This is a genomic window from Rugamonas fusca, assembly GCF_014042365.1.
Classification (GTDB): domain Bacteria; phylum Pseudomonadota; class Gammaproteobacteria; order Burkholderiales; family Burkholderiaceae_D; genus Rugamonas; species Rugamonas fusca.
The window spans coordinates 74,466-89,968 of sequence record NZ_JACEZS010000002.1; the positions used below are offsets into that span (position 1 = coordinate 74,466).

At 66.6% G+C, this 15,503-nt stretch carries 9 protein-coding genes; 6 read left to right on the forward strand and 3 right to left on the reverse strand.

Annotated elements, in window-relative coordinates; genetic code table 11:
• The first annotated feature begins 106 nt into the window (after nt 1-106).
• The 4 genes from H3H36_RS03640 to H3H36_RS03655 all read left to right on the forward strand — a co-directional run bounded on the left by H3H36_RS03640 (nt 107) and on the right by H3H36_RS03655 (nt 9,557).
• A complete protein-coding gene (locus H3H36_RS03640; RefSeq protein ID WP_182214187.1) occupies nt 107-1,747 on the forward strand; it encodes a CehA/McbA family metallohydrolase in 1,641 nt (546 codons plus the stop codon).
• A gap of 147 nt (nt 1,748-1,894) precedes the next feature.
• Complete coding sequence (locus H3H36_RS03645; protein WP_182214189.1) at nt 1,895-3,775, forward strand: putative bifunctional diguanylate cyclase/phosphodiesterase; 1,881 nt, start codon at nt 1,895-1,897, stop codon at nt 3,773-3,775.
• A gap of 5 nt (nt 3,776-3,780) precedes the next feature.
• Complete coding sequence (locus H3H36_RS03650; protein ID WP_182214192.1) at nt 3,781-8,694, forward strand: HAMP domain-containing protein; 4,914 nt, start codon at nt 3,781-3,783, stop codon at nt 8,692-8,694.
• Nucleotides 8,694-9,557 (forward strand): CheR family methyltransferase, encoded by an 864-nt coding sequence (locus H3H36_RS03655; RefSeq protein WP_229219714.1) that lies wholly within the window; start codon nt 8,694-8,696, stop codon nt 9,555-9,557. The genes H3H36_RS03650 and H3H36_RS03655 overlap by 1 nt, the downstream gene beginning before the upstream one ends.
• Nucleotides 9,558-9,621: 64 nt before the next feature.
• Here the strand turns inward: H3H36_RS03655 and H3H36_RS03660 are convergent, their stop codons facing one another.
• Complete coding sequence (locus H3H36_RS03660; RefSeq protein WP_182214194.1) at nt 9,622-10,245, reverse strand: glutathione S-transferase family protein; 624 nt, start codon at nt 10,243-10,245, stop codon at nt 9,622-9,624.
• 1 nt (nt 10,246) lies between these two features.
• Nucleotides 10,247-10,954: a glutathione S-transferase family protein gene (locus H3H36_RS03665; protein WP_182214196.1), complete on the reverse strand. Its 708-nt coding sequence runs from the start codon at nt 10,952-10,954 to the stop codon at nt 10,247-10,249.
• 170 nt (nt 10,955-11,124) lie between these two features.
• Here H3H36_RS03665 and H3H36_RS03670 point away from each other — a divergent pair, with 170 nt between their 5' ends.
• Both H3H36_RS03670 and H3H36_RS03675 read left to right on the forward strand, forming a co-directional pair.
• Nucleotides 11,125-13,791 carry a M1 family metallopeptidase gene (locus H3H36_RS03670; protein ID WP_182214199.1) on the forward strand — a complete coding sequence of 889 codons (2,667 nt, stop codon included), beginning with the start codon at nt 11,125-11,127 and terminating at the stop codon, nt 13,789-13,791.
• A 522-nt stretch (nt 13,792-14,313) separates the two neighbouring features.
• Nucleotides 14,314-15,021 (forward strand): YceI family protein, encoded by a 708-nt coding sequence (locus H3H36_RS03675; RefSeq protein WP_182214202.1) that lies wholly within the window; start codon nt 14,314-14,316, stop codon nt 15,019-15,021.
• On the opposite strand, the gene H3H36_RS03680 is transcribed toward H3H36_RS03675, so the two are convergent.
• Entirely contained in the window at nt 15,018-15,458 is a 441-nt protein-coding gene (locus tag H3H36_RS03680; protein WP_182214204.1) for a MerR family transcriptional regulator, read from the reverse strand. The two genes, H3H36_RS03675 and H3H36_RS03680, sit on opposite strands and share 4 nt — an antisense overlap.
• Nucleotides 15,459-15,503: the final 45 nt, after the last annotated feature.

The following is a 15,503-nucleotide window of genomic DNA, read 5'->3' on the forward strand; positions in this document are numbered from 1 at the left end:
CGCCACGCGGCAGGTAGCCGCTATATTAACGGGAAGCGCGCCAGCGCGCAGTTGCGTACATCGGGCCGTCGCGTCACGTGGCTGCGCGGCCCTGCTCTGCGCCACGATGGCATGGGCCAGCGCGGCGCCGCTGCCGCCACGCACACCAGCGCGCACACAGGCACAGCCCGACCATCGCGAATTCGACGCCACGCTCGACGTGCCCTACCGTGCCGGCCCCGGCGCGCACCGGACCATCGCGGTGTACCTGAATTACCCGGACCAGGGCCGGCGGCACCGGGCCGCCTGGCAGCTGGAATTGCGCTCGCGCACGGGCGCGGTGCTGCGGCGCTGGCATGGCGCCGCCCAACTCGGCGCACAGCCGCTCACTGTCCGCCTTGATTGGGATGGCCGCGCCGGCGGCACCCACCGCGTTCCCGCGCCAGGTGCTTACCGCTTGCGCCTGCGGGCGCGTTCCGGCGCCAGTATCATCACGCAGCAGTGGCCCATCGCGCTGGGGACGACGCCCCTGGAGGCCCTGCCCCCGTTACGCCCACTGGCGACCGGCGCGGCACGGCCCGCGACCAGCGGCCCGCCCGCGCCAGACGAGGCCGACATCCGCCCCTATACCGTGTACTACGGCAACCTGCACAGCCAGACCAACCACAGCGACGGCGGCGGCGACCTGGCCCATTGCACGGGCGCGCAAGATCCGCAAAGCGCCGCGCTCGGTCCGCCCGATGCCTACGCCTACGCCCAGGCCCATGGCCTCGATTTCCTCATGACGTCGGAGCACAACCACATGTACGACGGCTCGGACGGCACCAACCCCGACGCCGATCCGCAACAGGCCACCGCCCTGTACCAGCGCGGCTTGCAGGACGCCACCACCTACAACGCCAGCCACCCCGGCTTTCTCGCCATCTACGGCCAGGAATGGGGCGTGATCGCCAGCGGTGGCCACCTGAACATCTTCAACAGCCCCGAGCTGCTGGGCTGGGAGCGCAACGCCAGTGGCCAGTTGCTGGCCGATACGGCAACGGCGAAAAACGACTACGCCAGCCTCTACAGCCTGATGCGCGCACGCGGCTGGCTGGGCCAGTTCAACCATCCGGCCCCGGACCAGTTCAAGGTGAACGGCGTCCCGCTGGCCTACACGCCCGATGGCGACGAGGTCATGGCCCTGTGCGAAGTGATGAACAGCAGCGCCTTCTCGCACAGCGCCGACGAGAGCGAAAGCCACCGCAGCAACTACGAAGCCGTGTGCGACCAGTTGCTGGAGGCTGGCTACCACGTCGCCTTCAGCTCCGACCAGGACAACCATTGCGCCAACTGGGGCGCCTCGTACAGCAACCGCAGCGCGATCCTGTTGCCCAGCGGCACCGCGCTCGACAACGCCAGCCTGCTGGCGGCCCTGCGCGCGCGCCGCGTATTCGCCACCATGGACAAGCAGGCGCAAATCGTATTGACCGCCAATGGCCACCTGATGGGCGAGCGTTTCGTCAACTGCGGCCCGCTCGCCCTGAGCGTGCGCTACGCGGGCGCACCGGGCCGCGCGGTGGCCGAACTGACTATCATCGAAGGCGTACCTGGACGCAACGGCGCCGTCAGCGAGCTGGCCCATACGGCCGACACCAGCCTCACGCCCGCCCCCGGCCAGCACTTCTACTACGCCCGGCTGACCCAGGACGACGGCAAGCTGTTGTGGTCGGCGCCCGTGTGGGTCAGCCAGCAACCGGCGTCCCTATCGTGCGCTGTGCCCCCTTAATTTCCGTTACGCTATTTCATTCAGGAAATCCACGGGCGGCTATTGCCTTGCAAACGGGTTGCGGGCGCCGCTTTTCGCTTGACTACCAAGCGCACCGGCGTATCTTTTCACTCACAAGCGCCGACCTCATTCCGATGCAGCGACACCGTGCCTATTCCGAAAGTGCTACTTGTCAACGACGATCCCGCCAGCCTGTTTGCCTTGGAAAACTTGTTGGCGGACTCGGCCCGGCAGCACGGCTATCAGCTTTTGACGGCCGGCTCCGGCAAGGAGGCGTTGCGCCAGGTGTTGCGCCATGAGTTCGCCGTCATCTTGCTCGACGTCAACATGCCGGACATGGATGGCTTCGAGACCGCCGAGGCGATCCACTCCCACCCGCGTTCGGCTGGCGTGCCCATCATTTTCATCACGGCCCACTACGCCGACGAGATGAACCGCCTGAAGGCTTACCAGAAAGGCGCCGTCGATTACCTGTTCACGCCCGTGATTCCCCAGATCCTGCAAACCAAGGTGGAAGTGTTCGTGGAAATGACGAAACAGACCATCCAGCTGCGCCAGAAGTCGGAGGAACTGGCGCGCCTGAACGAGGACCTGCGGGTGCAGCGTCTGCAGGAACTGGAGCGCATCAACCAGGCACTGGAAGCGGAGATCACGGAACGCAAGCACGCCGAACAACGCGCGCGCGAACTGTCCACGCGTGACGCGCTGACCAATCTCGTCAACCGCCGTTCATTGATCCAGCAGCTCGAACATGCGGTGGCCTCGGCCGACCGTCACCGCACCCAGTTCGCGCTGCTGTTCCTGGACCTGGACAAGTTCAAGGAAGTCAACGACCACTATGGCCACGAAGTGGGTGACGAACTGCTGCGCCAGGTGGCGGCCCGGCTGACGGCGGCCGTGCGCGTGTCAGACGTGGTGGCCCGGCTGGGCGGTGACGAATTCGTGGTGCTGATCGAGGGTGAACGGGCCGCCGCCAACGCGGCCCGCGTGGCGCGCAAAATCGAGCAGGCTGGCGCCCGCCCCTATGTGATCGGCAGCCACCGCATCCGCAGCGTGCCCAGCGTGGGCATCGCTCTCTATCCGCAGGATGGCGACTGCGCCCGCACCCTGATGCGCCATGCGGACCTGGCCATGTACCAGGCCAAGCAGGACAAGGGCTGCAGCATCCGCTTCTTCCACGAGGAGCTCAACACGCGCGAGCGCGAGCGCGAACAATGGACGCGCGAACTGCGGCAAGCGCTCGATGAAGACCAGCTGGAATTGCGCTACCAGCCGCAGGTGGCGCTGGAGACGGGCGCCGTGCACAGCGCGGAAGCGCTGCTGTATTGGCGCCACCCGCGCCTGGGCCTGCTCCCGGCGCACCAGTTCCTGCCCAGCGTGCCCGACCGCGCCCTGCTCGACCGGCTCGACGCCTGGGTCATCGCCAACGCCTGCGCCCAAGTGGCCAGCTGGCGCCAGGCGTCGCCGCCGGCGCTGCTTGGCGTGGCCTTCAACCTGGCCGCGCCCAGGCTGGAGCTGGAACTGGCGCAGCAACTGTTACCCATATTGAGACGCCAGCGCTTGAGCGCAGGCAGCGTCACGCTGGAATTGAACGAAACGCTGCTGCCCGGCGCCGACGACGGCACCCAGTCCCTGCTACGCCAGCTGCGCGAAGCGGGCGTGCGTCTCGCGCTCGACCATTTCGGCAGCGCCCACTCGTCGCTGGCCACCTGCAAGCAGCTGCAATTCGACGCACTCAAGATCGACCACGCCTTCGTGCACGCCATCGGCCGCGAGGACGGCGGCAGCGACATCGTGGCCGCCATGATCCACCTGGCGCGGGCGCTGGCCATGCAGGTGGTGGCGCTGGGCGTCAATCACGAACAGCAACTGGAACAATTGCGGGCCCAGGGCTGCGACTATTACCAGGGCGAGCTCTATTGCCAGCCCATGCCACCGGCCGACCTGATCGACCATCTCCACCGCACGGGCGCCGCCGGCCAGGCATGCGCGCCGTGTTCCAACCACCCTCCCAGACCAAGAGGATAACTTCCATGAACGACATGACCGACATGCGCGAGGAGCTCGACGTCAAGCTGCTGCTGGCCACCCTGATGGCGCTCAAGAAAGGTGACTTCACGGCCCGCATGCCGTCCGACTGGACCGGCATCTCCGGCAAGATCGCCGACACGCTCAACGACCTGATCGAGACCAAGGAGAAGATGGTCAAGGCCGTCGTGGAAGTGAGCCGGGTGGTGGGCCGCGAAGGCCGATTGACCCAGCGCGCCGCCGTGCCCAACGTGGTGGGCGGCTGGGCCACCATCATCAGCTCCGTCAACACGCTGATCGACGACCTGGTGCGCCCCACCACGGAAATGGCGCGCGTGATCGGCGCCGTGGCCAAGGGCGACCTGTCGCAAACCATGGCGCTGGAAGTGGACGGCCACCCGCTCAAGGGCCAGTACCTGCGGGCCGCCACCACGGCCAACACCATGGTCGAACAGCTGTCGTCGTTCTCGTCCGAGGTCACGCGCGTGGCGCGCGAGGTGGGCACCGAGGGCAAGCTCGGTGGCCAGGCCCAGGTCAAGGGCGTGGCCGGCACGTGGAAGGACTTGACCGACTCCGTAAACTCCATGGCCGGCAACCTCACTTCGCAGGTGCGCAACATCGCGGAAGTGACGACGGCCGTGGCCAATGGCGACCTGTCCAAGAAGATCACGGTGGACGTGCGCGGCGAAATCCTGCAACTGAAGGACACCATCAACGTGATGGTGGACCAGCTGCGCTCCTTCGCCTCGGAAGTGACGCGGGTGGCGCGCGAGGTCGGCACGGAAGGCAAGCTCGGTGGCCAGGCCTACGTGCCCGGCGTGGGCGGCACCTGGAAGGACTTGACCGACAATGTGAACTTCATGGCCTCCAACCTGACCGGCCAGGTGCGCAACATCGCGGCCGTGACGACGGCCGTGGCCAATGGCGACCTGTCCAAGAAGATCACGGTGGACGTGAAAGGCGAAATCCTGGAACTGAAGAACACCATCAACGTGATGGTGGACCAGCTGTCATCGTTCGCCTCCGAAGTGACGCGGGTGGCGCGCGAAGTGGGTACGGAGGGCAAGCTCGGTGGCCAGGCCCAGGTGAAAGGCGTGGCCGGCACCTGGAAGGACCTGACCGACTCGGTGAACTCCATGGCCGGCAACCTGACGGGCCAGGTGCGCAACATCGCCGACGTGACCACGGCCGTGGCCAATGGCGACCTGTCGAAGAAGATCACGGTGGACGTGAAGGGCGAAATCCTGGAACTGAAGAACACCATCAACGTGATGGTGGACCAGCTGAACTCCTTCGCCTCGGAAGTGACGCGGGTGGCGCGCGAGGTGGGCACGGAGGGCAAGCTCGGTGGCCAGGCCAACGTGCCCGGCGTGGCCGGCACGTGGAAGGACTTGACGGACGGCGTGAACTCCATGGCAGGCAACCTGACGGGCCAGGTGCGTAACATCGCCGACGTGACGACGGCCGTGGCCAACGGCGACCTGTCGAAAAAGATCACGGTGGACGTGAAGGGCGAAATCCTGGAACTGAAGAACACCATCAACGTGATGGTGGACCAGCTGTCCTCGTTCGCCTCGGAAGTGACGCGGGTGGCGCGCGAAGTGGGCACGGAGGGCAAGCTCGGTGGCCAGGCCTACGTGCCCGGCGTGGGCGGCACCTGGAAGGACTTGACCGACAACGTGAACTTCATGGCCTCCAACCTCACCGGCCAGGTGCGCAACATCGCGGCCGTGACGACGGCCGTGGCGCGCGGCGACCTGTCGAAAAAGATCACGGTGGACGTCAAGGGCGAAATCCTGGAACTGAAGGACACCATCAACGTGATGGTGGACCAGCTGTCCTCGTTCGCCTCCGAGGTCACGCGCGTGGCGCGCGAAGTGGGCACGGAGGGCAAGCTCGGTGGCCAGGCCAACGTGTCCGGCGTGGCCGGCACGTGGAAGGACTTGACGGAGAACGTGAACCAGCTGGCGGCCAACCTGACCAACCAGGTGCGCGCCATCGCCGAAGTGGCAACGGCCGTGACGCGCGGCGACCTGTCGCGCTCGATCCAGGTGGAGGCCCGTGGTGAAGTGTCCTACCTGAAGGACAACATCAACGAGATGATCCGCAACCTGAAGGACACCACGCTCAAGAATGCCCAGCAGGACTGGCTGAAGACCAACCTGGCCCGCTTCACCCGGCTGCTGCAGGGCCAGCGCGACCTGCAGGCCGTGACCAAGCTGATCCTGTCGGAGCTGGCGCCGCTGGTGTCGGCCCACCACGGCGTGTTCTACATGATGGACTCGCAGGACAGCGATGCGCGGCTGCGCATGATCGCCAGCTACGGCTACCGTTCCAGCCGCAAGCTGCCCACCTCCTTCCTGCCCGGCGAAGGGCTGGTGGGCCAGTGCGCGCTGGAGAAGGCGCGCATCTGGTTGACGGACGTGCCGCGCGATTACATCGTCGTCTCGTCCGGCCTGGGCGCGGCGCCGCCCACCAACATCGTGGTGCTGCCCATCCTGTTCGAACAGCAGGTCAAGGCCGTGATCGAGATCGCCTCGCTGGACCGCTTCACGGAGACCCACCTGTCGTTCCTCGACCAGCTGATGGAATCGATCGGCGTGGTGCTCAACACCATCGAGGCCAACAGCCGGACGGAGTCGCTGCTGACGCAGTCGCAATCGCTGGCGCAGGAACTGCAGCAGACCAACCAGGAACTGGCCGAAAAGGCGCGCCTGCTGTCGGAGCAGAACATCGAGGTCGAACGCAAGAACCGCGAAGTGGAACAGGCCAAGCTGGCGCTGGAGGAAAAGGCCACCCAGCTGGCGCTGTCGTCCAAGTACAAGTCCGAATTCCTGGCCAATATGTCGCACGAACTGCGCACCCCGCTCAATTCGCTGCTGATCCTGGCCCAGCAACTGGGCGACAACCCGGAAGGCAACCTGTCGGGCAAGCAGGTGGAATTCGCCAAGACCATCCACGGCTCCGGCTCCGACCTGCTCACGCTGATCAACGACATCCTCGACCTGTCCAAGATCGAATCGGGGACCGTCACGCTGGACGTGTCCGAATACCGCTTCCAGAACCTGCGCAACTACGTGGACCGCACCTTCCGCCACATGGCCGAAGCCAAGCACCTGTCGTTCAGCGTGGAGCTGGACGAAGCCCTGCCCACGGCCATGATGACGGACACCACGCGATTGCAGCAGGTGCTGAAAAACCTGCTGTCGAACGCCTTCAAGTTCACCAACCACGGCCAGGTGTCGCTCACCATCAGCCTGGTCACGAGCGGCTTCACCAGCGACCATCCCAACCTGTTGCACGCGGACGCCGTGCTGGCCTTCGCCGTCAGCGACACCGGCGTGGGCATCGCGGCCGACAAGTTGCAACTGATCTTCGAGGCGTTCCAGCAGGCCGACGGTTCCACCGCCCGCAAGTACGGCGGCACGGGGCTGGGCCTGTCGATCTCGCGCGAGCTGGCGCGCCTGCTGGGCGGCGAGATCCGGGTCGAAAGCGTGGTCGGCGCCGGTTCCACCTTCACCCTGTTCCTGCCCTATAACCGGGCCGGCTTCATCAACTACGACATGGGGCGCCAGCCGCAGGTGCGCCTGCCCTCCCCGCCGCCGCAGGTGATCGTCGCCTCCCAGCCGCAAGCCGGACATGACGATATGGAATCCGCCTTTGCCGGCCGCGAGGCGGGCCTGCCCCAGGACCACGACCTGGCCGACTACAACGCCACCGGCGACGACCGCGGCCTGATCGCGGCCGGCGACCCGTCCGTGCTGATCGTGGAGGACGACGAGCGCTTCGCCAAGATCGTGCTCGACTTCGCGCGCGAGAGGAACTTCAAGGCCATCGTCACCCACCAGGGCGACTCGGCCCTGAGCCTGGCGCGCGATTACCTGCCCTCGGCCATCCTGCTCGACATCGACCTGCCCGACATCGACGGCTTCACGGTGCTGGACCGTCTCAAGCGCGACCCCGGCACGCGCCACATCCCCGTGCATGTGATGTCCAGCCTGCGCGAGCGGGAACGTGCCCTGCGCCAGGGCGCCATCTCCTACATGAACAAGCCGGTCGGCAAGGAGGCGCTGCAGGAGGAATTCGGCCGCATCCAGAAGTTCCTGTTGGGCGGCAAGCGCAGCCTGCTGGTGGTGGACGACGAGCAGCACCAGCGCGACGCCATCGTGGCCCTGATCGGCGACACCGACCTGCGCATCGTCGCCGTCGAGACGGGCCAGGCTGCGCTGGACGCGCTGCGCAATGCGCACTTCGACTGCATGGTGCTGGACCTGACCCTGCCCGACATCAACGGCTTCGACCTGCTCGACCGCATCGGCAAGGACCCGGAGCTGCGCGACCTGCCCATCGTGATCAACACGGCCAAGGATCTGAACCGCAAGGAAGTGGCCAAGCTCAAACGCTACGCCAAGACCATCGTCGTCAAGGATGCCCGCTCGCCCGAACGCCTGCTCGACGAGACGGCGCTGTTCCTGCACCGCTCGCAGGCCAGCCTGCCCGAGGCGCAGCGGCGCATGCTGGAGGAAATCCACGCCGCCGAGGGCGGCCTGGCCGGCCGCAAGGTGCTGATCGTGGACGATGATTTGCGCAACATCTTCGCCCTGTCCTCGCTGCTTGAGCGCCAGCAGATGCAGGTGTCGTTCGCAGAGAACGGGCGCGACGGCATCGAGGTACTGGAAAGAGATCCCTCCATCGAGATCGTCCTGATGGACATCATGATGCCGGAGATGGATGGTTACGACACCATGCGCGCCATCCGGCGCATCCCCAAGTTCAAGTCGCTGCCCATCATCACGCTCACGGCCAAGGCCATGAAGGGTGACCGCGACAAATGCATCGCCGCCGGCGCGTCGGACTACATCACCAAGCCGGTGGACGTGGCGCAGCTGCTGTCGCTGATGCGGGTCTGGCTGCACTGATGGCGGCCGTGATGGAAGCGGGTGCTTGCGCGCCGTGCCAGCCCAGCGCACCGGCCGTGGAAGAGCTGGAACTGGAACTGCTGCTCGCAGCGCTGGTACAGTGTTATGGCTACGATTTTCGCGGCCACGAACGGGCCGTGCTGCGCCACAAGCTGGCCGCCGCGATGGCGCAACTGGGCGCACGCACCATCTCGTCGCTGCAGGACCAGGTGCTGCATGACGCCGGCGCCGTGGCCACCGTGCTGCGGGCGCTGCACGTGCCACCGGCGGCCTTGTTCGACGATGCGGGGGAAGTGGCGCAGCTGCGCGCCGTGCTGGACGCCAGCTTGCGCGGCGCGGCCCTGCCCAAGGTGTGGCTGGCCGACTGCGCCGGCGCCATGCAGGCCTGGACGCTGGCCATGCTGCTGCGCGAACAACAGCTCGACGGTCGCACGGAGATCTTCGCCACCGTCCCCAGCGACGAACAGCTGGCCCAGGCGCAGGACGCCAGCGTGGCGCTGGCCGAGCTGCCGGCCCTGCAGGAAAATTATGTGCGCTGTGGCGGCCAAGGCGCGCTGCTTGATCACCTCATCGTGCAGGACGGGCGCGCCGTGCTGCTGCCCCACCTGCGCAGCCGCATCACGTGGGCCCAGTACAACCTGGTGACGGATGCCTCGTGCAACGAATTCCAGCTGATCGTGTGCCGCCGCGCCCTGCCCGACTTCGGCCCCGTGCTGCGGCGGCGCGTGCTGCGCCTGTTCCACGACAGCCTGGCGCCATTCGGCGTGCTGGGGCTGGACCGTCCGCTGAACGCGGACGACCCGCTGGCCGCCAGTTACCGGCCGCTGTTGCCGCCACTGCCGTGGTACCGACGCACGGCGTGATCCACTGCGCGCCCGGCCTTGCAGCACGTCGTCCTGGCGGCGTGGGCCGCCGCCACAAGTGGACTCAGAAGATGGCCGCGCTGGGCCGCTCGGCGATGCGGTCGCGCCACGCCTGCAAGTGCGCCATGCCCTCCGCGCCGGGCCGGAACTTCATCAGCCCGCGCGCGAACTCCAGCGCGCAGAAGGCCGTGATGTCGGCGATGGTGAAGCGGGCGCCGGCCACGTAGGGCTGGCCGGCCAGCGTCTGGTCCAGCCAGCGCGCCACGTCGCGCATCTTCTCGCCCTGCGAGGCGCCATATTCAGGGAACTGCGGCTGCTCCAGCTTGGCCAAGCCGGGATGGGTATGGCGGATGCAGTTGGCGATGGCGGCGAACAGGCGCAGCTCCACGCGGCGGTCGGCCATCTCGATGAAGGCCCGCTCCTCGTAGCCTTCGCCCATCAGGTTCGGTTCCGGCGCATAGCCTTCCAGCCAGGTGCAGATGGCGCGCGTCTCGCACAGCATGCGGCCGTCGTCCAGTTCCAGCGCCGGCACCTGCGCCAGCGGATTCCTGGCCAGGAAGGCGGCGCTTTTATGCTCGTTCGTGGTCAGGTCGATCATCACTTGCTCGATGCCCTCGATGCCTTTTTCGGCGATGAACATGGCGACGCGGCGCGGGTTGGGCGCGCGGAATGCGGTGTACAACTTCATGTCAAACTCCTTGTTCGCGGGATTGTCCGGTTTCCAGCATCTTGCGCGCCTCGGCGGCGAACTGCTGGGCTTTCTCTTCGCTGGCCGTGCGGTCCAGCTGCGACGGCGGCAACTGGATGCCGCGCTTGACGGCCGGGCGTTCGCCCACGGTGGCCAGCCAGCGCGTCAGGTGCGGCAAATCGTCGGTGGGCACGCCAGACCAGTTATGGGTGCGCACCCAGGCCCAGTTGGCGATGTCGGCGATCGAATAGTCGCCGGCCAGGTATTCGTGCGCTTGCAGGTGGCCGTCCAGCACGCGGAACAGGCGCTTGCTCTCGCCCTGGTAACGGTCGATGGCCGGTTGTATCTTCTCCGGGAAGTAGCGGAAGAACACATTGGCCTGGCCCATCATGGGGCCGATGCCGCCCATCTGGAACATCAGCCACTGCATCACCAGCGAGCGGCCCTTGGGATCGGCGGGCATCAGGCGGCCCGTCTTTTCGGCCAGGTAGACCAGGATGGCGCCCGATTCGAACACGGCGAAATTGTCGGCCGCGCGGTCCACGATGGCCGGAATGCGGCCGTTCGGATTAATGGCCAGGAACCACGGCTGCTTCTGCTCGTTCTTCGACAGTTCCAGCGCATGCAGCGTGTATGGCAGTTCCAGTTCTTCCAGCGCGATGGAAATCTTGTGGCCGTTCGGCGTGGCGGCCGTGTACAGGTCGATCATGTCGGCATCCTTCCTCTTCAATTTGCAGTTAGGATCATAGCGTCATTTGGCGGCGGGCGCTGGTGGATGCTTGCGGTCGCTTGTGGTCGCATTGACAAGCCTGCGCTTTGTCCGTAGATTGCCGCTACATTCCGACCATTTTCCCGACTCCACAAGATAAAGGGCACAGCATGCAGCGCAGCTTGATTTCCATGGCGATCCTCACCCTGATCGCCACCCACCAGTTTTCCGCCACGGCGGCCGAGGCCAAACCAGTCAAGGCCGTCGCCAAGGCCGACGCCACCGAGGTCACCACCCAGCTGCCCCGCAATGCCAGCCCCACCCACTACGCCCTGTCCATCGTGCCGGACGCGCAACACAGCACCTTCAGCGCCAGCGTCACCATCGCGCTCGACATCCGCCAGCCCAGCACCAGCCTCACCCTCAACGCGGCCGACCTGGAATTCGCCAGCGCCGCCATCAGCGCCGGTCCGGGCCAGGCGCCGCTGGCCGCCAGCGCCATCGCCACCAACGCCGAACAGCAAACGGTGACGCTGAGCTTCGCGCGCGAACTGGCGCCGGGCAGCTACCAGCTGCAACTGGCCTACCGCGGCAAGATCAGCACCCAGCCGGCCGGCCTGTTCCAGCTCGACTACCAGAACGGCGGCGCCAGCAAGCGCGCCCTGTACACCCAGTTCGAAAATTCGGACGCGCGCCGCGTGCTGCCCTGCTGGGATGAGCCGAACTACAAGGCCACGTTCGCGCTGGAGCTGACGGCGCCGGCTGGCCAGAGCGCCATCTCCAACATGCCGGTGGCCTCGGCCAGCACCCTGCCCGACGGCCGCCAGTTGCTGCGCTTTGCCACCACGCCGCGCATGTCGACCTACCTGCTGTTCTTCAGCCTGGGCGAATTCGACCGCGCCACCACGCGCGAGGGTGCCACGGAACTGGGCGTCGTCACGCAAAAGGGCAAGGTGGAACAGGCCCGCTTCGTGCTTGATGCCAGCGCCGCCGTGCTGCGCGAATATAACGACTACTTCGGCCTGCCCTACCCGCTGCCCAAGCTCGACAACGTCGCCGCCCCCGGCCGCAGCCCGTTCTTCGGCGCGATGGAAAACTGGGGCGCCATCTTCTCGTTCGAGAACGCCATGCTGCTCGACCCGGCCATCTCGACCCAGGCCGACAAGGAAGAAGTGTTCCTGGTGGCGGCGCACGAAATCGCCCACCAATGGTTCGGCGACCTGGTAACCATGCGCTGGTGGGATGACCTGTGGCTCAACGAGGGCTTCGCCAGCTGGATGGAAAGCCGCACGACGGCCCGCCTGCATCCGGAATGGCAAACCAGCTTCAACGCCGTCGAGTCGCGCGAACACGCGATGGCGCAGGACGCCCTGGCCACCACCCATCCGGTCGTGACGCACATCGAAACGGTGGAGCAGGCCAACCAGGCCTTTGACGGCATCACCTATCAAAAGGGTGAATCCGTCATCCGCATGCTGGAAAACTACGTGGGCGAGGAAGCCTGGCGGGCCGGCGTGCGCAACTACATGCGGCGCCACGCGCACGGCAACACCGTGTCGGACGATTTGTGGAATGAGATCGAGCGCACGGCCCACAAGCCCGTGCGCGCCATCGCCCACGACTTCACGCTGCAGCCGGGCGTGCCGCTGATCCGCGTGCAGGACGCCGTGTGCCGCAACGGCAGCACCACCGTCACGCTGGCCCAGGGTGAATTCAGCAAGGATCATCCGGACAAGGCGCCGCTGACGTGGCAAGTGCCCGTCATCGCGCAGACCGTGGGCCACGCCAGCGCGCGCGCCGTCGTCAGCGGCAAGCGCGCCAGCATGACCGTGCCCGGTTGCGGCACGGTGCTGGTCAACGCCGGCCAGGCCGGCTACTACCGCACGCTGTACGCGCCCAAGGCGTTCGACGCGCTGGCCGGCCAGTTCGCCAGCCTGGCGCCGATCGACCAACTGGGCCTGCTGGCCGACAGCTGGTCGCTGGGCATGGCTGGCCTGCAGCCCGCCTCCAGCTTCCTCGACCTGGCCAGCCGCGCGCCGCTGGACGCCGCGCCGCCCGTGTGGAGCGAGATCGCCAGCGTCTACACCAACCTCGACCAGCAATACCAGTCCATGCCGCAGCGGCGCGCCGCGTTCGGCCAGTACGCGCGCGCGCACCTGTCGCCGGTGCTGGCGCGCATCGGCTGGGAAGCGGCGCCGGGCGAAACGACGTCCGTGGCCAAGCTGCGCACGGAATTGATCGGCGCCCTGAGCGCGCTGGGCGACGCCGCCACCATCGCCGAAGCGCGCCGCCGCTTCGAGGACGGCACGCCGCAAGCCATGCCGACGGCCATCAAGCGCACCATCCTGGGCGTGGTGGCGCGCCACGCCGACGCGGCCACCTGGGAGCGTTTGCACCAGATGGCCAAAGCGGAAACGTCGGCCATGCTGCGCACCGACCTGTACCTGTTGCTGGGCGCCGCGGAAGACGCGGCGCTGGGCCAGCGCGCGCTGGACCTGGCCCTGAGCGGCGAACCGGGCGCCACCGACAGCGCCGCCATGATCTCGCGCGTGGCCGTGCGCCATCCGGAACTGGCGTTCGACTACGCCACGGCCCACCGCGAGCAAGTGGAAGGCAAGATCGACGTCGCCTCGCGCAGCCGCTACTTCCCGCACCTGGCCAGCCAGTCGGCCGATCCGGCCATGATGGACAAGCTGACGGCGTTCGCCAAGGCGCACCTGCCGGCCGGCGCCCAGGGCGACACCACGGCCACCGTGGCCGGCATCGCCTACCGCATCAAGGTACGCCAACAACGCCTGCCGCAGATCGATGCATGGCTGGCGCGCAAGGCGCCCTGAACGGACGCCGCTCCAACCTGACCGTGGCGCTCCCCAGCGTCGCCACGGGCTGGTTGGGGTGGGCACGGAAAAAAAAGAGGCCGGCAGCATCGTTGGATGGGCCGGCCTGAAACGCTGATTAAAGCGTAGGGATTTTCGGTTCCGGCGGCCCGTGGGCCGCCTGGGGAAATCTGTGCCGGAGACAAGAGTCCGGCAACTCTGCGCCTGGCTGATACCGTGCGCTACAGGTGTTACTTTGCCACCGATCGGCAAGCGTAGGCTTAGGACTTGATTAAGGCAGTTGAATATACGCCCGGCCAGGGACAGGATGGGCAAGGCGCGCGGGATGCACGGGAAGCGCAGGAAGCGCGGGGATGGGAATTCTGGTGCCGGTGCTCGAGGCCACCGGCTAACCTGCTGAGTCGTGCTCTGTGAAATCCCGTGCCGGCTCGGACACGGCGACCAGCTCAAGCACGCTGGGACCAGCGGAAGGCATCATATAGGACCTTTATGACGGCGCCATGACGGGCGGATATCCAATTGATGACATTCACAACAACATTGCATCACTTCCGCCGCGCGCGGCTGGCCGCCCCGCTGCTGGCCTGCCTGCTGGCTGCCTGCGCACCAGCGGGTTTGCACAAGGAAAGCCCGGCCAGCGCGGCGGCGCCAGCGGCCGACTGGCGCGCGCCTTACCGGCAATGGCAGGCGGCCGGCCAGGCCGTGCTGCGCATCGACGCGCAACGCTCGCTGATCACGGTGTTGGTGCGCCGCGCCGGTCCGCTGGCCCGCTTCGGCCATGACCATGTGGTGGCCATCCGCCAGTTCGACGGCTACGTGGCGCCGGCCCACAACGGCGCCGACTTCCAGTTCCGGCTCGACCAGATGACAGTCGATGAGGCCGACTTGCGCACGCAAGCGGGCCTGGCGCCCCAGCCGTCGGCCGACGCCATCGCCGGCACCCGCCACAACATGCTGGCGCGCGTGCTGGACGCCGACCATTTCCCGCTGGTGCACGTACATGCTACACGCAGCGATGACGACCACTTGCAGCTAGACATCACCCTGCATGGCGTGACCCGCACGCTGCCGGTGGCAGCGCGGCGCGAAACGGACGCCGACGGCCTGCGCGTGCACGGGACCGTGAAGCTCAGGCAAACGGATTTCGGCCTGGTGCCGTTTTCCGTCATGGGTGGCGCCATGGCCGTGCAGGACGAACTGGAACTGCAATTCGACTTGCGCGCCCGCTAGACGGAACGGGCACGTCCGGGCGTCTCGACGCTGGGCGCGATCCCCATGCCGGCCAGCACACGGGCCTGGTTGTCCTTGCAGTCCATCTCCTCGGGCGCGGACGCGATCAGGCTGATCAGTGCGCGCAGATGGCTCTTGTTCCGGGCCAGCCGCACTTCCAGCGATTCGATCTCCGCGATTTTCTTTTCCAAGGCCATCAACAGCGCATCGTGCCGCCATGATGCGCAATCTGGCGGTAAAACCTGCTTGATTTCATCCAGCGAGAAACCTGCCTGCTGCGCTTCATTGATAATGGCAAGCACGCCCACCGCCTCAACAGGATAATCGCGGTAACCGTTGGACTGGCGATTGGCTGCCTTCAGCAATCCCTTGGACTCGTAAAACCGGATGGTCGACGCCGCCATGCCGCTACGTTGCGCCAATTCACCAATTTTCATGGCGCCCTCCCTTTTATTGCATGCTGTAGAAACCGGATCTTACAC